At 39.2% G+C, this 18680-nt stretch carries 14 protein-coding genes; 9 read left to right on the plus strand and 5 right to left on the minus strand.

Annotated elements, in window-relative coordinates:
- The first annotated feature begins 282 nt into the window (after positions 1-282).
- From tgt to SanaruYs_RS12230, 3 genes are all read left to right on the plus strand, one after another.
- Positions 283-1413, plus strand: a complete 1131-nt coding sequence (gene tgt, locus SanaruYs_RS12220) for a tRNA guanosine(34) transglycosylase Tgt (protein ID WP_127122844.1) — start codon at positions 283-285, stop codon at positions 1411-1413.
- A 192-nt stretch (positions 1414-1605) separates the two neighbouring features.
- Complete coding sequence (locus SanaruYs_RS12225) at positions 1606-2742, plus strand: LptF/LptG family permease (RefSeq protein WP_127122845.1); 1137 nt, start codon at positions 1606-1608, stop codon at positions 2740-2742.
- Complete coding sequence (locus tag SanaruYs_RS12230; RefSeq protein WP_127122846.1) at positions 2742-3641, plus strand: DMT family transporter; 900 nt, start codon at positions 2742-2744, stop codon at positions 3639-3641. Before SanaruYs_RS12225 ends, SanaruYs_RS12230 begins: the two co-directional genes overlap by 1 nt.
- On the opposite strand, the gene ispE is transcribed toward SanaruYs_RS12230, so the two are convergent.
- Entirely contained in the window at positions 3630-4436 is an 807-nt protein-coding gene (gene ispE / locus SanaruYs_RS12235) for a 4-(cytidine 5'-diphospho)-2-C-methyl-D-erythritol kinase (protein WP_127122847.1), read from the minus strand. The genes SanaruYs_RS12230 and ispE overlap by 12 nt on opposite strands.
- Positions 4437-4576: 140 nt before the next feature.
- On the opposite strand from ispE, the gene murI reads away from it, so the two are divergent.
- The 3 genes from murI (at position 4577) to SanaruYs_RS12250 (ending at position 8611) form a co-directional block, all read left to right on the plus strand.
- Positions 4577-5380 carry a glutamate racemase gene (murI, locus tag SanaruYs_RS12240; RefSeq protein ID WP_127122848.1) on the plus strand — a complete coding sequence of 268 codons (804 nt, stop codon included), beginning with the start codon at positions 4577-4579 and terminating at the stop codon, positions 5378-5380.
- Between the two features lie 145 nt (positions 5381-5525).
- Entirely contained in the window at positions 5526-6602 is a 1077-nt protein-coding gene (locus SanaruYs_RS12245) for a complex I subunit 1/NuoH family protein (RefSeq protein WP_127122849.1), read from the plus strand.
- 11 nt (positions 6603-6613) lie between these two features.
- Positions 6614-8611: a tetratricopeptide repeat protein gene (locus tag SanaruYs_RS12250; RefSeq protein ID WP_160118651.1), complete on the plus strand. Its 1998-nt coding sequence runs from the start codon at positions 6614-6616 to the stop codon at positions 8609-8611.
- A gap of 154 nt (positions 8612-8765) precedes the next feature.
- Here the strand turns inward: SanaruYs_RS12250 and SanaruYs_RS12255 are convergent, their stop codons facing one another.
- Both SanaruYs_RS12255 and SanaruYs_RS12260 read right to left on the minus strand, forming a co-directional pair.
- Positions 8766-10043: an amidohydrolase family protein gene (locus SanaruYs_RS12255; protein WP_127122851.1), complete on the minus strand. Its 1278-nt coding sequence runs from the start codon at positions 10041-10043 to the stop codon at positions 8766-8768.
- A 27-nt stretch (positions 10044-10070) separates the two neighbouring features.
- Positions 10071-10445, minus strand: coding sequence for a TerB family tellurite resistance protein (locus tag SanaruYs_RS12260; protein WP_127122852.1), 375 nt, complete (start codon positions 10443-10445; stop codon positions 10071-10073).
- 88 nt (positions 10446-10533) lie between these two features.
- Here SanaruYs_RS12260 and SanaruYs_RS12265 point away from each other — a divergent pair, with 88 nt between their 5' ends.
- On the plus strand, positions 10534-11127 hold the full coding sequence (locus SanaruYs_RS12265) for an acyl carrier protein phosphodiesterase (protein WP_127122853.1): 594 nt from the start codon (positions 10534-10536) through the stop codon (positions 11125-11127).
- A 47-nt stretch (positions 11128-11174) separates the two neighbouring features.
- Here SanaruYs_RS12265 and SanaruYs_RS12270 read toward each other — a convergent pair whose 3' ends face one another.
- On the minus strand, positions 11175-14009 hold the full coding sequence (locus SanaruYs_RS12270) for a VPS10 domain-containing protein (RefSeq protein ID WP_127122854.1): 2835 nt from the start codon (positions 14007-14009) through the stop codon (positions 11175-11177).
- 92 nt (positions 14010-14101) lie between these two features.
- Here SanaruYs_RS12270 and SanaruYs_RS12275 point away from each other — a divergent pair, with 92 nt between their 5' ends.
- Both SanaruYs_RS12275 and SanaruYs_RS12280 read left to right on the plus strand, forming a co-directional pair.
- Positions 14102-14467: a hypothetical protein gene (locus SanaruYs_RS12275; protein WP_127122855.1), complete on the plus strand. Its 366-nt coding sequence runs from the start codon at positions 14102-14104 to the stop codon at positions 14465-14467.
- A 2-nt stretch (positions 14468-14469) separates the two neighbouring features.
- On the plus strand, positions 14470-17601 hold the full coding sequence (locus SanaruYs_RS12280) for a sensor histidine kinase (protein ID WP_127122856.1): 3132 nt from the start codon (positions 14470-14472) through the stop codon (positions 17599-17601).
- 19 nt (positions 17602-17620) lie between these two features.
- On the opposite strand, the gene thiL is transcribed toward SanaruYs_RS12280, so the two are convergent.
- The gene (thiL, locus tag SanaruYs_RS12285) at positions 17621-18655 is read right to left on the minus strand and encodes a thiamine-phosphate kinase (RefSeq protein ID WP_127122857.1); all 1035 of its coding nucleotides are present in this window, start codon (positions 18653-18655) and stop codon (positions 17621-17623) included.
- Between the last annotated feature and the right edge of the window lie 25 nt (positions 18656-18680).

Here is an 18680-nt window from a genome sequence, read left to right on the forward strand (position 1 = left end):
AGGTCTTGGATGCGGTATTCAAAGACCTCGAAGGTTTAGCGAGGTTGTAAATAAATTTTATTTCTAACTGATAGAATCGTTGGATTAGGCCAATTGATGTCATTTTAAAAAAACACCTCTTTTTTAAACCCGCATTTCGGCCAGGGATAGTAGCGGAAATCCTTTTTGCAGCTGGGGCTTAGGGGTGGGGCAAAAAGATTGCAGCGAATAGCCCGACCGTAGCCAAAGCGAAGGGGCCGCCTGCCTTATTTGTGCTTTTACTTTTCTACTTTTGCACCGACTATGAAATTTACACTTGCTGCTAATGACGTACAGTCTTCCGCCCGTGCTGGTGTTTTGCACACTGCACATGGTGATATTGAGACGCCTATTTTTATGCCTGTGGGTACGGCTGGCTCGGTAAAAGCTGTGCACCAACGCGAACTGGAAAACGATATTCACGCTCAGATTATTCTGGGCAATACTTATCATCTGTACTTAAGGCCGGGCACGGAGTTGCTGGAGCGTGCGGGTGGTTTGCATAAGTTTAATGGCTGGCAAAAACCTATTTTAACAGATAGTGGTGGCTATCAGGTTTATTCGCTGGGGCATAATAGAAAAATTACGGAGGAGGGTGTGATTTTTAAATCGCACATCGATGGCTCAAAGCACACTTTTACACCTGAGCGAGTAATGGATATTGAGCGTAGCATTGGTGCTGACATTATTATGGCTTTTGATGAGTGCACTCCTTATCCATGTGATTATAGTTATGCGAAGGAGTCGATGCACATGACGCACCGTTGGCTGAAAAGGTGTGTAGAGAGGGTGAATACAACGGAGCCTCTATACGGCTATGAGCAGGCGCTTTTCCCTATTATTCAGGGAAGTGTGTACAAAGATTTGCGTGAGCAGTCAGCTGAGTTTATAGCTTCACAAAATCAATGGGGTAATGCGATTGGTGGCCTATCGGTGGGGGAGCCGCACGAAGACATGTACGCAATGACGAGTTTGGTTTGTGGTATTTTGCCAAAGGACAAACCGCGCTACCTGATGGGAGTAGGTACACCTGAAAATATTTTGGAATGTATTGCTTTGGGGATTGATATGTTTGATTGCGTGATGCCTACGCGTAATGCGAGAAATGGTATGCTTTTTACAACGCAGGGTATTATTAACATTCGCAATGAAAAGTGGAAGGATGACTTGTCTTCTATTGATGAAGAGCTGGGAGGTTATGTGAGCACTTTTCACTCGAAAGCTTATTTGAGGCACTTAATTATCAATAAAGAAATTTTAGGCGCACAAATTGCTTCTATTCATAACCTTACTTTCTACCTTTGGTTGGTTAAGGAGGCCCGTAAACAGATATTAACAGGCACTTTTGCTGCATGGAAAGATGTGATGGTGAAGAAGGTTAGTAGTAGACTTTAGACATAAGACATAAGACATAAGATTTAAGATTTAAGATTTAAGATTTAAGATTTAAGATTTAAGATTTAAGATTTAAGATTTAAGATTTAAGATTTAAGATTTAAGATTTAAGATTTAAGATTTATTAATTACAACAATTGTAACCCTCTTATGTCTTACTACTAACTACTTACGCCTTGATAAATAATAGAAATGAAATTAATTGATAAGTATATTTTAAAGCGTTTTCTGAGCACTTTCTTTTTTGTGGTGCTTATACTACTTTCCATTATCTGTGTAATTGACCTTACAGAGAAGATGGACAAGTATACCAAAAATGCCTTAAGTGCTTCTCAAATTTTTAGTTACTACCTGGACTTTCTGCCATGGGTTGGTGGTCTGGTAACACCTATTACGGTTTTTATTGCAACAGTGTATGTATGCGCCCGTATGGCTGGCCATACCGAAGTGATTGCTATACTAAGTAGTGGCGTTAGCTTTAAAAGAATGCTGATGCCGTACTTTGTTGGAGCGGCATTAATAGCCGGATTGAGTTTTTGGTTTAATGGATGGGTAATACCAAACTCAAATAAGGATCGTCTGGCTTTTGAATTAGAGTATCTAAAAAATAAATTCTATTTCGATAAGCGGAATGTACACATTCAGGTAGCGCCTGATGTGTATCTGTATATTCAGAATTACAATAACTCTGTGAATACAGGATATAACTTTTCAATGGAAAAGTTTGAGGGTTTACGTCTGGTTGAGAAACTGACGGCTAATCGCATTGCGTGGGATTCGACAAAGAACAAATGGACCATGCATGATTGGCAACTTCGTAAGATTGATGGCATTTTTGAAACTTCGCTAACGCCAGAGGCTATAGAAGGTTTTGAAACCAACCGCAAAGCAAAACTGAATGACGCTGTAATAGGCGGAACGGCATTGGATACAACTTTAATAATTACGCCTAAAGAATTTGAAAACGATTACAGAAAATTTGATGGTATGACCATTACCGAACTGGAATCGTATATTACTACACTGAAGGCTCGCGGATCTACTGGTGTGGAGGCCTATGAAGTTGAGTTGCATACGCGTTTCTCTTCACCCTTTACTATTTTTATTTTAACATTTATGGGCGTAATTGTTTCGGCTCGTAAAAGCAGGGGAGGGACAGGTCTGCAAATTGCATTGGGCTTCGGCTTGTCCTTTTTGTATATTTTATTCTTTATGTTGTTCAGAACTTTTGCGGAGGCAGGATCAACACCACCACAAATTTCCGTTTGGATTCCTAATATCATCTTTGCTGTTATTTCAGGTTTAATGTATAAGTACGTACCACGCTAATGGCCTCAACAGTAGATTACGTTAAACTTCATTTTATTATTTTCCTTTGGGGCTTTACGGCCATATTGGGTTTGTTCATTAAGATACCAGCCATTGAGTTAGTGGTGTTGCGTACTTTAACTGCAGCCGTGGGTATGGGACTGTTGATTGTGTTGCTGAAGCAGAATTTTAAAGTGCCTGCCGGTTATTTACCTAAACTTATTCTGGTAGGTTTTGTGGTGGCTGCTCATTGGATCACCTTTTTTGCCTCAGCCCGTGTATCTAACGCCTCGGTAAGTCTGGTGGGGATAGCCACAGGTTCGCTCTGGGCATCTGTACTTGATCCATTATTTACAAAAAGAAAAGTAAGAGGTTATGAAGTATTGCTTGGCTCCCTAGTGATTGTCGGTCTCTATGTTATTTTTTCATTCGATTTTAATTATCCGCTTGGTTTGGCCCTTGGAGTACTCTCAGGCTTTTTATCGGCTTTATTTTTCGCACTGAATCAGCGTCTTGGTAGATCAGTGGGCACATATCAAATTACATTTTTTGAAATGTTTGGTGCTTGCATTGGTTCTGTTATTTATCTGGGCTTTCACACTGCGGTGGTCGACACTGCTTATGCTGTTAATTTTAATGCCGACTGGGTTGATTGGATATGTATCCTGATTTTAGGAATAGTATGCACGGTTTATGCCTTCTCCGTTTCAGTTGATCTGATGAAAAGATTGTCGGTTTTTTTTATGCAGTTATCACTAAACCTTGAACCGGTTTACGGAATCATACTGGCAGTATTGATTTTTGGTAGTACAGAAAAGATGAATATTCAATTTTACTTGGGCACCCTTATTATTCTGATGGCCGTTGCAGGTTATCCTGTATTGAAACGCAAGTTTAATCCAGATCCTTTATTGGGTTAGCAAACCACTCCAGATCAAATCGTTTCCTTTAAAATCGAATGGCTTCTCATAGATTCCGAATACAGAAGATCCTGATCCACTCATGCATGCATAAATGGCACCAGTTGCATAAAGCTCCTCTTTATATTTTCGAATGATGGAGTGTGATTGAAAAACTGATGTCTCAAAATCATTTTCCAATACATGTTTCCATTCCTGTAAAGGGATGTTTTCTATAATGTCTTTAACCCGTGGTTTTGCTGTGCTTGGCTTTACGCCCTTGTATGCTTCTGCAGTGGAAACATGGACGTTAGGTTTCAAAAGCACTAGAAACTTTCCCTTTAAAGAAAGCTGTATGGGCTCCAGAATTTCACCCCTACCTAAACCCAGCATAGGTTTGTCTTCAATAAAAAAAGCACAGTCGCTACCCAGTTGTTGCGCATAGCCTTCGAGTTGTACGATAGATAACTGTAGGTTGAAAAGCTGATTAAGTAAGCGAAGTGTGTGCGCAGCATCAGATGAACCACCGCCAAGTCCTGCTCCTATGGGTATTACTTTGTGCAGCCTTATTTCAACAGCAGGCAGATTATATGTTGATCTTAATAGCTCATAAGCTTTCAGGCATAGATTAGTACTGTTTTCTCCAGGTATTGCAATTCCACTGGCAATAAATTGAGTAGTGTTTGCCGGTATTATTTCGACAATGTCGTTTAGCGGAATCGGGTAAAATACAGTTTCAAGGTTATGATAACCATCGCTGCGCTTTTCGATAACGTTAAGCCCAAGGTTTATTTTACAGGGAGGAAAGCTTACCATAATGCTTATTATGCCAAATGTCTGAGTTTAACAACGAAATACGGAATAAGTCTTCGATTCTATAAATTTTTTATTGCAATACAACAGATGAATGCAATGGTTAATCAATAAAATACTGAAATTCGCATTGTTATATTTTTATGAATCAGGATCAGCCTATAGGCATTTTCGACAGCGGTATTGGAGGTTTGACGGTAGCTTATGCTATCCAAAAGGCGTTGCCAAACGAGAGTATGATTTACTTTGGTGATACTGCTCACTTGCCTTATGGCGATAAATCTGCGGCAGCAATTCAAGCTTATTCAATTAAGATTGCTGATGTATTGTTGAAAATGAATTGCAAAGTGATTGTGATAGCCTGTAACTCGGCCAGTTCAGCAGCAACTGAGTTGTTGAAGGAATATGTAGGCAAGCGTGCCCACATCATCAATGTGATCGATCCAATGGTTTCGTTGGTAGTTAACAAGTTTAGCGGTAAGCAGGTTGGTTTAATAGGTACCAAGCGCACAGTGCAGTCGAACGTGTATGCACAAAAGCTGTACGCACTAGACAACAGTATTACCTTACAACAGCTTGCAACACCATTATTAGTGCACATGATAGAGGAAGGTTTTTTTGATAACCGCATCAGTCACGATATTATAGCGCAGTATTTAAATGATCCGGTGCTAGAGGGCATTGATGCACTAATTTTAGCGTGTACGCACTATCCTTTAATTAAGAAAGAGATTGGTGACTTCTACAACCAACGAATAGCAGTTTTAGACTCATCAGAAGAGGTAGCTGAATCATTGAGAGCATATCTGGCTACAAATAATCTTTTAAGTAAGAATAAACCTCAGCATAAATTTCTGGTGTCAGATTATACCGAATCTTTTGAAGCAAGTACTAAACTATTTTTTGGTGAAGTGGTACATTTAGAGAAGCATCGTTTATGGGAGTAAGTGTTGATACAGTCAGGTAAATGTGCCTTTTGGGCTTGTGCCAATTGTTTTACGAAGGAAAATGAAGAGATAAGCCTCTAAATTAACATAAACTATAGATTGATTCCTGCGCTTCAGTTTTTATCTTTCGTCAATTTAGAATCAATTGAGTTTTTTATTCTACTTACCTGTTTTACTTGCTTATGTTGTGTTCGCTATCTATGCTGAACGCAAGGTGTCTGCCTTTATCCAGGATCGTTTAGGTCCAATGGAAACCGGCCCTTATGGCCTTCTGCAAACAGTGGCAGATTTATTGAAGTTGATTCAAAAAGAAGACATTGTTCCAAGTGCTGCACAACGCTTAATTTTTCTTGTAGCTCCCTTACTTGCTTTTACAGCTGTTTTTGCGGGATTTAGTGTATTACCCATTGGTCAATCCTGGCAAGGTGCTGCTATCCATTCCGGTGTTTTTTTTATGTTGGCAATTGTTTCATTAGATGTAATGGCACTGGTGATGACAGGCTGGAGTTCTAACAATAAATACAGTACACTCGGGGCTTTTCGTACTGCTGCTCAACTTTTATCGTACGAAGTGCCATTGGGGTTAACCATTCTAACCGTTTGCCTGCTGGCGGGCACCTTAGATCTGCACGCTATTTCCATCCAACAAGGTGTAAACGAAAATGGAAACAGTTATTTGCTTGGAATTAAACCGCTTGGAGACACTTCTGCATGGGGTGGTTTTTTTACCTGGAACGTGTTTCGATATCCAATTCTTGTACCTGTTTGGCTTATCTTTTTTATTGCCTCTTTAGCGGAGAGTAACAGAGCACCTTTCGATTTGCCTGAGGCAGAATCTGAACTGGTTGCGGGTATACAAACGGAGTATTCAGGCTTTCGATGGGCAACTATAATGCTTACTGAATACGCTATGATGTTGCTCGTTAGCATAATTGGTGCTATTTTGTTCTTTGGTAGTTGGTATTCGCCCTTGCCCAACCTGGGAGTAATCAGGCTAGCTGATTGGACTAACGGGATAAATGGAAACTGGACTTCCACAGCGTGGGGCATTTTTTGGTTGATGGGGAAGGCAATTTTCTTTGTAATTATTCAAATGTGGGTAAGATGGACCTTCCCACGTTTAAGAATTGACCAGTTAATGAAAGTTTGCTGGACATATTTAGTGCCATTTGCGTTACTCTTTTTACTACTTGCTGCTGTATGGAAAATTTTACTCGTCTGAGGTATTTTATAATGGTCGCAATCACCATGATTGGCACATGGACATATGCGCAGAATAGTAAGACTGATAGTCTTGAGACTGCCCTGCAGCGAAGCCTTGATGATTCTGTTAAGATGAAACTGCTTGTAGAACTATCTGTTGCTTATGAAAATATTGATTTTGCTAAAAGCTTAAAGTATGCAGAAGAAGCAGTGGTTCTAGCAGAACGACTGAAGGAGCCATGGGCACTTAATCTGGCTTATCGCAATATGGGTATTACGCAGATATTACTAGGCGATTATTCAACTGCGCTCCGGTACAGCACGCAATACCTTCAAAACAGTATCAGTATAAATGATAGTGTACAAATGGCTACCGCTTATAATATGATAGGCGATCATTATTTTGACCTGGGTGAGTACGATGAGGCTTATTTCTATTTTACACAGAGTTATAGAATTGCCAATGCACAACCAGACTCAACTCGAATGGCAATTGCATTGCACAATGTAGGCAGAGTGTTTAAAGTACTTGGCCAATATGAGAGAGCAAATAGCCATTTGGAGCTATCCAGAAAAATGAGCGCTGCTGCTGGTGATCAACTTGGAGAGCCCTACTCATTAGACGAACTTGGTGATGTGCTATTTCGGCAGGGTAAATATGATTCATCTCTTATCTACTTCAATCAATCTTTAGTAAGCTTAAGAACAATACAGGATCAAATTTTAGAGCCTCGCACAATGTCGCGCATTGCAAATGTATATATGCGCAAAGGTGATTTTGCGCTCGCTTTCAATTATTATGATTCAGCACTCATCTCCTATATTAAAACTAATAACAAACTAGGTACGGCAGAGGTAGAATTGGGGCGAGGACAAATTTATGCACAGCAGAATAAGTTTGAGGACGCAAAAATAGCTTTTGAGAAAAGTCTTGCTATTGCGCAGGGTCTTAATGCAAGAACTTTAGAAATACGTTGCTATAATAATTTATCAAGACTTTGGGAAAGCATGGGTGACTTTAAAAAGTCATTGGAGTATTATAAATCATTTAAATTACTAGAAGATTCTCTCTTCAGTCAGGAGATGAACGAGAAAATGTTTCGTGATCAGATGCGGTTTGAAACTGAATCCAAAGACACGCGCATAGCACAATTGAGCAGACTTGAGGAGGTTCAAAAATCGGAGATTAAAAGACAAGAGTTTATCTTGAATATTTTTGTTATTGTAGGTGCTTTAGCTGGTGTACTCCTAGTAACCATCTACCGCAGTGGTCAACGAAGAAAAAGAATTAATAAACTATTATTGCAGCATCAGGAAGAAACTGAAAAACGAAGTGAGGAGTTAGAGAAGTTGAATCAGGTCAAAGATAAATTTTTCTCAATTATTTCACACGATCTTCGTTCTCCTATCAATGCTTTAGCAGGGTTACTTGATTTAATGGATAGAGGTGCGCTTTCACCTGAAGACATGAATAAGAATATTCAAGAGCTGAAGGCAAGGTTTAATCATACAAGAACCTTGCTTAATAACCTGCTTGATTGGACATTATTGCAAATGGATAAATTGAGTTTACAGCCTGCAAAAATAGATATGGCTAAAGTTGGTGCTGAGAATATCCAAATGCTTGGTTCTGTTCAAAATAAAAAGATAACATTCAGCAATGATATACCAGAGAGTACTTTTGCCTTTGCTGATTCTAACACGATTAATCTAGTGATTAGAAACTTGGTTACCAATGCCATAAAATTCACAAACGAAGGTGGTCATATACAATTGTTTGCAGAAGACAGAGGTAAATTCTGGAGTATTAGTGTTAAAGATGATGGTATAGGCATGAAGCCTGAGGTTTTAAAAATGTTGTTTGATAAAACTTCACCCTATAGTACACGAGGTACCGCTAATGAAAAAGGTACGGGGCTTGGTCTGATCTTATGTAAAGAATTTGTGGAGAAAAATGGTGGTGAGATTTCTGTGGTAAGTATTGAAGGAAAAGGCAGCACATTTACCTTCACTGTACCTAAAGCTTAATCAGCAATTGAATATCTGCTTAAAATTAAATCGTAATGCTATCCAAAAATAAAGCAATCTGAGTAATCAGATTGCTTTATTTTTGGATAAGATTGTGTCCGTTTCTTATATGATATTTAATTTTTTACCTTGATTTCAGATAAATTAATAGCACTTACTGCTTGTAGACTACACCATCCTTCATTACAAAACTTACGCTTTCCATTGTTTTAATGTTCTTCAATGGGTTTTCATCTGTAGCAACAATATCGGCTAGTTTACCATTCTCTAAAGTTCCAACCTTATCGGCCATTCCTAACACTCCTGCATTTACTACAGTTGCAGATTTAATGGCCTCCATTGCAGGCATACCGGCCTCAACCATGAAAGTAAATTCTTTACCGTTTTCACCATGTGGGAATACACCCGCATCAGTACCAAAGGCAATTTTTACACCCGCCTTGTACGCTTTGCCAAATGTTGCCTGTATTTGCGGGCCAATTTCTAAAGCTTTAGGAACTACTAATGGATGGTAGTAGCCCATTACTTTTGCCTGTTGCGCTACATACTTGCCAGCCGATATAGTGGGTACATAATAAGTGCCTTTTTGCTTCATCAGGTTCATGATTTCATCATCCATTTTAGTGCCATGTTCAATGGTAGTTATGCCTGCAATAACAGCACGCTTCATGCCTTCTGCGCCATGGGCGTGAGCGGCAGTATGCATACCGTAATCATTAGCGGTTTCAATAATGGCTTTCAACTCTTCATCGGTAAATTGTGGACCTGAACCATCTTTTGCAATGCTCAACACACCGCCAGTGGCTGTAATTTTAATCACATCAGCACCGTCTTTATAACGCTGACGTACAGCTTGTCTTGCTTCTTCAGGAGAATTAATAACACCATCTTTAGGTCCCGGATCACCCATTAAATCTTTTCTGTATCCGTTAGTTGGGTCGGCATGACCTCCTGTTGTTGCAATGGATTTGCCTGCAGTAATAATGCGTGGACCTTGCACCATACCTGAAGCAATAGCATTACGAAGCGAGATGTTAACACCCGATCCACCAAGGTCGCGCACAGTGGTGAAGCCAGCCATTAAAGTTTTCTTAGCATAAACTGTAGATCGGAAAGCAATGTCAGCTTCGCTTGAAGTAAAGCGTTGCAATGCCTGATCTTTATTGGTTTCACTTTCCATGTGCACGTGCATGTCAATCAGGCCCGGCATTACAGTTTTTTTACTCAGGTCAATAAGCTTATCAGAAGAGCCTGCTTTGCTAAAACCTTTTTCTATAGCTATTATTTTGTTGCCTTCTACAACAATGGTCATCTGCGATTGCGCTTCATTAGACTTTCCGTCAATTAAGGTTCCGCAATGCAAATATGTTTTCTGAGCCTGAACTGTAAATAGTGCAAGCATTGCACATACGGTGAATAGTAGTTTCTTCATGTTGAATTAATTTATTGGCAGGTAAGACTAGAGATATTTTTTTGTCAGTTTTTTTAATGCGGTCATTTCGTCATCGCCCATTGCAGCAGCTTTCACATGCAGCATAAGATCGAACATAACCTGTTCGTCATAACCTAGGCGTGATGCAATTTTTGAGCAGAACATAATCTCTTCTTTGTACATGCGTTCATCAATTTTCATAAGTTGAACCAGACTGAAGATGTATTCAAATTTCTGGTCATCAGAAAGATCATCAGGTACAATCAGATCGTGTCTTTGGTCGAAAAGTTTTTCAATCTCGTTGCCATCCAGATCGTTGGCCAGGCCAATATTGCGAATATAAGCACGCTCTTTACCTGCCACTTCACCGTCTATGCGTGCCAGGTTTATGAGTAATTTCATTTGGGCGAGTAAAGCCATAAGTTTAGGTTTAGCTAAATGACCTTCAACCTAACAAGTAAATGAGAAATAACCAATACCTTTAGTGTGAATGAACTTCCTGGCGCACTTGTATTTATCCGGATCTGATCCTGATGTTATGACAGGAAACTTTATCGGGGATTTTGTTAAAGGCAGACCGCATTACCAGCACATGCCTGAAAAGGTGGTTGGAGGCATAGAATTACATAGAATTATTGATGCTTTCACGGATTCCCACCCTGTAGTGGCGAGCAGTAAAAAAAGGCTTTGGCCAAAATACAGGCATTATTCAGGGGTGATTATCGACATTTATTATGATCACTATCTTGCAAAAAACTGGGGCGACTACCATACTAATCTACTACCTGACTATGCAAATGCTTGTTATCAGGTTTTACAAAGTCGGACTTACGTCTTGCCAGAACCCGTCTATTTTCTTCTCCCACATATCGTTAGTGGAAACTGGCTTGTGAATTATGCCAAAATAGAGGGTATACATCGCGCGTTAAGTGGCATGGCGAGGCGAACAACTTTTGTTTCCAGAATGGAAGAATCTGTAAAGGATTTGGAAGAATTCTATGAGGAGTTTAAAGCTGAGTTTCAACTCTTTTTTCCTGACTTAATTGAAGAGGCAAAAAAGTTTAGAGTAGAAAAAGGACTATAAAAAAGGTCGTGCAGCTAGATGCCACACGACCTTATGTTTATAAATAATTATCTTACTTCAATTGCAGTTTCGCTACTTTCAGTGCCTGCATTAAACTTGATTTTGTATTTACCCTTGCCTGCGAAAATTAATTCAGGATTTGTTGGCGCTGCTTTTTTCGATTTACCCTTAACAGCAGTTTCTGTTTTTTGAATCTTAAGATCCCAGTTAAAATTGTTAAAGCCCTGTGCACCTATTGTGTTTATCTTCCGTACAACATTATTCTTCTCGTCTAAAATTTCAACGGACAAGTTTGTATTTGCTTTACTACAATAATATAGTACCGTGACTTTAGGCTCATAGACCTTATCCCAGGCAAATGCTTTTTGACCCCATCTTTCGCTATGTCTGGTACTTTCGGCAGCAAAAGCCACTACCGCTTTATCTTTAACATTTCCTTTTAATTGCTGCAAAGGTTTTACATCAGCAACATAAACACTGCGCCCATGTGTACCAACGATTAATTCATTTTCCCGCGGATGCACCATCATATCATAAGATGCAACATTTAGCATATTGTTAAAGAAATGCCACGTGCTGCCACCATCAAGACTTGCATAAGTACCATTATCTAAACCACAAAATAAAAGACTTGCATTTACAGGGTCCTGAATAATTACGTTAGCCACAGACTCTGGAAGATTTCCTTTTATCCCTTTCCAGGTTTTACCATAGTCATTGCTTTGAAATAAGTATGTTTTAAAATCATCTTCTCTATATCCATTCAATGAAACAAAAACGGTAGCCTCATCGTGTGGTGAAGCGAAAACGGAACTGATCCATTTGTTTGCAGGTAGCCCAGTCGTTATGTTTTCCCATGATCCTCCGGCATTTTTGCTTACCCAAAGATTTCCATCATCACTACCGGCATAGAGTAATCCAAACTTTAATCCCGACTCAGTAAAAGAGGCAATGGTAGAAAGTGGAACGTTTCCTTGCTTAACATTTTTAGTAAGGTCCGGGCTGATCGTTTCAAAGTTTTCGCCTTTATTCATACTTCTATGCACAAACTGTGAGGTCATGTAGAGTATATCAGGATTGTGCTTACTCAACATCAGAGGAGTTCTCCAATTCCAACGATAAGGAGCCTCGCCTATATTATGAGGTGGGGTGATGCGGGTTCTTTTGCCATTATCTATTCTTGTGTAGTTGCCAAACTGATACCCTGTGTATACTAAACGGCTGTTTCGAGGATCAGGAACTACATACATACCATCTCCGCCTGAAATTTCTTCCCAATGTTCCGTTTGATTTGGAATTGATTTACTTGATCCTTTTAATACACCATTATCCTGCAGGCCACCATAAATATTGTAGGGTGTTTCCATATCAGCACTTACAGTATAAAATTGCCCTACAGACATGTTGTTGATGTGACTCCAGTTAGCACCTTCATCGTAGCTTTGATAAAGTCCACCATCGTTACCTAACAGAACATGTTGTGGATCTTGAGGATTTACCCAAACTGAATGATGATCTACATGTATGCTTTGTACACCTCTGAGTGTATCAAGTCTGTGCCAGGTTACACCACCATTTTTAGATTTTAACATGGGGACACCGTAGATATAAACCACATCAGGATTGCTGGGTGTCACTTTAATCTCTGCGAAATAGTACCCGTAAGTATAGAATACACCATCAAGATCATAGCTGTTCATTTTTTTCCAGGTACTACCGCTGTCGTCTGATCTGTAAACCTCTGCGCCAATGATTTTAGTGTTAAACAAATTAGCATTTGCATCGGCACCAAAATATTCAGCGATAGCTTTACCCGTGTACTTATTTGCTTTTACATCTGCTTTTACCACAGTGCTGTTATATTTTCTGGGGAAACCATTTTCTCTCAGGAATGTCTCAAGCTTTTTATCATCAAGCTTGAGTAAGTCTTCATTACTCATACTTTTAAAATTCTCAAAAGTGAGTGCGTCTGTTTTATCCGTAGTCTTTTTTGCTGATGCATCAGGTATTTCTCCCTGATTATCGTGTATGGCGTAAATAACATTAGGACTATTTAAACATACATCTAACCCAATTCTGCCGACCTGTTTTCCTTCCGGAAATCCTGCAATTGATTTAGACCACGTTTCACCACCGTCTTCTGAGCGGTAAATAGCAGAGCCTTCACCATTGCCTTTAAAATTTGAAGCCTGGCGTGAACGATCCCACGAAGCGGCAATAAGTTGTTTAGGATTTTGGGGGTTGATAACCAGATCGATTACACCAACACTGTCACTTAAATATAAAGTATGTTTCCAGGTTTTACCGCCATCAATAGATTTAAAGATACCCCTTTCTTTATTTTTTGAATAGAGCGAGCCTAACGCTGCAACATAGACAATGTTATCGTTATTGGGATCGAGCACTATCCGACTAATGTGTTGTGTATTGGTAAGCCCCAGGTTCGTCCAGGTTTTGCCACCATCAGTTGTTTTGTAGACGCCAGATCCGGCATAGCTGGAGCGGCTGCTGTTTTTTTCACCAGTGCCAACGTATAGGGTATTAGTATTTTGTTGCGATAAAACAAGATCGCCAATTCCTAAAGCATCATTGTGGTCAAAGATCGGCTCGAAACTGATACCGTTGTTAACAGTTTTGAAAATTCCACCAGAAGCATAGCCAAGATAAAACTCTTTTGTATTCTTGAGGTTAACATCAATATCTACAATGCGGCCACCCTGAATGGTGGGCCCCACATTACGCGCAGGAAAATTTTTGAGCAGAGATGTTTCTGCCATTTGCTTCCTTACTTGATATGATGCGGAGATTTCAGCCTCTGTTGAGGCCTGACTGTACGCTAGTATGGGAATCAGTAAAACACTGAAAATAAAAAGGTTCTTCATGCTATTATTATTTTTACTAAAAATAGGGAATTATTAGCTTGCTTAACTAAGTTGAGTATGGTTGATTATTTAAATGGCTTAGACAGAGAATTATGAATAATGATCCGGAGTTGAACGGCAAATATTTAGGTACTATTTCTCAGGACTTTGTACGCGTGGCTGACACTTTAAAGGAAGCATCCTACCAATTGCGTAAAAGTGGCTTTGAATATCCAATTTTCCCTATTTGTCAGACTGACCAACCAATAGGGCAATTGCTAATCGATAGGAATTTAATTGGCTTAAAGTGGACATATTACATTTCATTTTTAGATGAATACCTGCAACGTGGATTAGTAGAAGAAGATAAAAAAGATAACTTTTTTTCTGCGTATAAAGATCCGGATGAGTTCTGCTGTTTATTTGTTATAGATAAAGAGTTTACCAACTTCGTATTTATTCCCTACCCCGAAGATTAATTATGAGGAGCAAATTTTTTGCATTCTTTTTTTTCTTTGGAACTATTACGCTGATAGCTCAACGTAATGAATCATCAGTTTTTTTTGATCATTATACAATACCGGGAGTTATCAAGTCCACTTTTGTAGCAAGTCTTGAACAGGATGAATTTGGACTAATCTGGTTTGGCACCAGCAGTGGCCTGTTTCGTTTTAATGGAGAAGAGTTTAAGCACTACCCTTATCGGTCTGATTCGGGACTATCACTTGAAGAAAGACAGATTACTTCGGTGCATTGGGACTTCGTTAATAATCGACTGATCATAGGCACACGCATGATGGGCCTTTTGGCATTTTCATATCAGAATAATACCATAGTTACACTTACAACAAAAGAGGAAACCATTCATGATATAGCGCAAACAGCTGATGGCCGTATTTGGGTGGCCACTGCAAATGGACTGTTTGAATTGGCAGGAAATGAGCTCAAAGGATTTGCTGATATTGCAAGATCACTTGGTGCACTGCCATTAATTACTAAAGGTGATAGTCTTTGGGTTGGTTTAGTTGGAAAAGTTTCTCTTTATGTAAATGGTAAGAAAAACAAGGATATAGAAATCAAATCTCCTAAAAGAATTTTTCCTCATACAATGCGTGCCTCAGCATTATTCTTAGATAAGGATCAAAAACTTTGGGTTGGCACTGAGAAGGAGGGCGTAATGGTTTTTGATATTGATAGTGGTGAGCTGGTAAGGGAATTTTTGCCTGACAGTCGCCCCTTTTACAGCAGAATAAATGCAATCTATCAGGATAAAACAGATTTGATATGGATGCTAACCAAAGCTGAAGGTCTAGCCATTTTTGATCCGGTAAATCAAACCACAAAATTATTACAACAAGATATTTACCAGGAAAATACACTTGGAGGTAACAACTGCTATGCTATCCTTGAAGATAAAACCGGCCTGGTATGGGTTGGGACCAATGGCGCTGTTAATTTCTTTGACAGAGAACAACGAAAGTTCATTCACTATGCACATCAACCCAACAATGTTAACTCGCTAAGCGATAATATGGTGAGAAGTGTTTTTGAGGATGAGGGTCTTCTGTGGGTTGGTACAGATGGTGGATTCATTAATCTAATTGATCGTGAAAAAAATAGTATTGAAAGAATTGCCATTAAAGGAAAAGATTTTCCTGAACATGAATCCATAGTACCCTTTGCTTTTGCAAAATTAAATTCATCAACCATACTGGTTGGTACATCTGCAGGATTACTCACTTATAATAAACACACTAAAAGTTTTGCCTATCACCAACCTTCATTGCCCTACCTGCAGGGTAAGCGCGTCAGGCATTTGCTGATCAGAGATAATTTGCTTTATGGTATTGTGGTAGGGCTCATGTTTAAGTTTGATTTAACAACCCATGCATTTAAGGCATATAAACTACCAACAAGAAATAATGTAAGCGTAATGCATGTCGATAAGCAGAATAGATTTTGGGTTGGTTCAAACAGTGCTGTATCAATCCTGAATACTAAAACGGATGAACTGACTTACTACAGACTTCCTAAAGACACTGCTAACTTCTTGATTTTGAATATTGAAGAAGTCAATGGAAAAATCTGGCTATCTACAATGAACTATGGAATATTTGAAGTCACAGAAAACGAGGGGAAAATTTCAATTGAACGAAATATTAATAATACTTCAGGTCTGGTTGATAACACTGTTTATGCTACAGTACCTGATGATTTTGGAAATGTCTGGATAACGACCAACCGTGGATTAAGCAGACTTGATCCTGGCAAACGCTTTACAACATATCAGGTGAGTGAAGGTGTGCAGGCAGAAGAGTTTAATCGTATGTGCAACTTAAAATTAAGTAACGGATCGATAGTGGTAGGCGGGATTAACGGCATTAACATCATAGACCCTTTAAGGGCGATTAAGCAAACAGCTCCCCTTAATCCGGTAATCTACTCACTGACACTTCGTAAGGGAAATGAAGTTGTTGAGTTAGATAAGTTTACACTGATGGATAGTGTAATTAAACTCGACAGTGATGAAACATCTTTTACAGTCAGGTTTGGTGTGACTGACTATCGTAAGCCAAGCAGGTTTATAGCGGAATATAAATTAGAAGGTTTCGATGAGGGTTGGCAAAAATCTAACGCAGTTGGTAAAACAAACTACAGTCAACTAAGTCCGGGTAGATACACTTTTAAAGTAAGAATTACGAACCCGGCTGGAGAGCAGCGCATACGTTCATTAATTATTTTCATTAAACCACCCTTTTGGATGACATGGTGGTTTAGATTGATATTATCGTTTATAGTGTTAAGTGTAGCTGTGATGAGTTTTAAAATTCGTGGTGAACGTGAGAAGAAGGACAAAGAAAAACTGGAAGAGCTATTAAGAATCAGAACAAGAGAAATAGAACAATCCCGCGAGCAGTTAGCAAACCTGAATGAGAAAAAGGATTTGATTTTCTCGATATTATCCCACGACCTACGTTCTCCGCTTACTACCCTCAAAGGTTTTTTGGGTTTACTGATTGACAACGGAGAAAATTTTTCCAGAGAAGAAATAAAAAAACATGCTGAACTCATCAGAGCTTCTGTTGCCAACTCGCTTGATCTGATAGACAATACCTTATTCTGGTCTTTATCTCAGATGGGAGGTATTCAATGTACACCTGGTAAGATATCCGTCAATGATCTGGTTAAAAAAGTATGTGATTTGAATCAATTGGCGTTGACCAGAAAAAGTATAATTCTTAGAACTCAAATTGAAGACAATCTTTTTGTTACTGCCGATGAAAATATGCTCTACGTTATTTTACGTAACCTGGTCTCCAATGCCATTAAGTTTACACCCGATGGAAAAAAAATAGTGTTGAGTGCCTATCGTCAATCAACTGAAGTAAGTATTGTCGTAAAGGACGAAGGTGTGGGGATGAATAAAGAGTATATCAATAAACTATTAACCGAAGCTCACCCTACCATTAAGAAAGGGACATCAAATGAAAAGGGCACAGGTCTTGGTCTTGTGCTATGCCAACAATTTGTTGCGCTTCAACAAGGCACTTTAAAAATTGAAAGCGAAGAAGGTATAGGCTCAATTTTTACGATTACCTTCCCCGCAGTATGATAGCATGTGAATCTAATATTTATCCATTAAAATGATTCCAGCCTTGCGCACGCAAGGGAACTACAGTGCCCTGCTTGCTCACCATTATTTTCTCCGTTGGCTTGTCATTAGTATAGCCAATCATGTGTATATCAGCATGGTTTTTCAACTTTTCATAATCAGCTTGTGCAATGGTAAAAAGTAATTCATAATCTTCTCCACCATTCAATGCGCAAGTAATCGGATCGAGTTTAAATTCAATAGCAGCATCGTAAGTCTGATGATCAATAGGAATTTTATCTTCAAAAATATGGATACCCACATTGGACGCCTTGCTGATATGAAATAACTCAGAAGCCAAGCCATCAGAAATATCAATCATAGCAGTAGGCACAACACCAGCATCAGCAAGATCAGAAACAATATCTGTTCTGGCTTCAGTTTTAAGTAAGCGGCCGACCATGTATTCGTATTTTTCAATTTCAGGTTGCATTTCAGGATTGCTGAGGTATACTTCCTTTTCGCGTTCTAATATCTGTAATCCTAAAAACGAGCCACCCAGATCCCCGGTAACACAAATAATATCATTAGGCTTTGCGCCACTTCTATAGGCAACTTTATCTTTTTTAATTCGGCCAATCGCTGTGATGGAAATCATAAGGCCTGCACGTGATGAAGTAGTGTCCCCACCCACAAGGTCGACAGTAAAGCTATCACAAGCTGCTTTAATGCCTTCATATAAGGCGTCAACTGCATCAACAGAAAATCGGTTACTCAACGCAATGCTTACTGTAATTTGCTCTGTTTTGCCATTCATAGCAGCAATGTCAGACACATTAACTGATACCGCTTTATACCCTAAATGGTGAAGTGGTGTGTAAGCCAGGTCAAAGTGTATACCTTCAACCAATACATCCGTAGAAACCAATAAGTAATCATCACCCACATCAATAACTGCGGCATCATCTCCAATCCCTTTTATACTACTTCTGTTTTTTAAATCGAAGTTGGTAGCTATTCTGTCGATGAGTCCAAACTCCCCTAAGTCGCTTATTTCCAGGCGCTTTTTATCCATAGGTAAATGCTCTCTGCCGATTGTT

The sequence above is a fragment of the Chryseotalea sanaruensis genome, from assembly GCF_003990915.1.
GTDB lineage: Bacteria > Bacteroidota > Bacteroidia > Cytophagales > Cyclobacteriaceae > Chryseotalea > Chryseotalea sanaruensis.

Excerpts from the sequence above, each read along its gene's own strand:
- tgt (WP_127122844.1), top strand. The coding sequence starts at position 283 with ATGAAATTTACACTTGCTGCTAATGACGTACAGTCTTCCGCCCGTGCT.
- SanaruYs_RS12225 (WP_127122845.1), top strand. The coding sequence starts at position 1,606 with ATGAAATTAATTGATAAGTATATTTTAAAGCGTTTTCTGAGCACTTTC.
- SanaruYs_RS12230 (WP_127122846.1), top strand. The coding sequence starts at position 2,742 with ATGGCCTCAACAGTAGATTACGTTAAACTTCATTTTATTATTTTCCTT.
- ispE (WP_127122847.1), bottom strand. The coding sequence starts at position 4,436 with ATGGTAAGCTTTCCTCCCTGTAAAATAAACCTTGGGCTTAACGTTATC.
- murI (WP_127122848.1), top strand. The coding sequence starts at position 4,577 with ATGAATCAGGATCAGCCTATAGGCATTTTCGACAGCGGTATTGGAGGT.
- SanaruYs_RS12250 (WP_160118651.1), top strand. The coding sequence starts at position 6,614 with ATGGTCGCAATCACCATGATTGGCACATGGACATATGCGCAGAATAGT.
- SanaruYs_RS12255 (WP_127122851.1), bottom strand. The coding sequence starts at position 10,043 with ATGAAGAAACTACTATTCACCGTATGTGCAATGCTTGCACTATTTACA.
- SanaruYs_RS12260 (WP_127122852.1), bottom strand. The coding sequence starts at position 10,445 with ATGAAATTACTCATAAACCTGGCACGCATAGACGGTGAAGTGGCAGGT.
- SanaruYs_RS12265 (WP_127122853.1), top strand. The coding sequence starts at position 10,534 with ATGAACTTCCTGGCGCACTTGTATTTATCCGGATCTGATCCTGATGTT.
- SanaruYs_RS12270 (WP_127122854.1), bottom strand. The coding sequence starts at position 14,009 with ATGAAGAACCTTTTTATTTTCAGTGTTTTACTGATTCCCATACTAGCG.
- SanaruYs_RS12275 (WP_127122855.1), top strand. The coding sequence starts at position 14,102 with ATGAATAATGATCCGGAGTTGAACGGCAAATATTTAGGTACTATTTCT.
- SanaruYs_RS12280 (WP_127122856.1), top strand. The coding sequence starts at position 14,470 with ATGAGGAGCAAATTTTTTGCATTCTTTTTTTTCTTTGGAACTATTACG.
- thiL (WP_127122857.1), bottom strand. The coding sequence starts at position 18,655 with ATGGATAAAAAGCGCCTGGAAATAAGCGACTTAGGGGAGTTTGGACTC.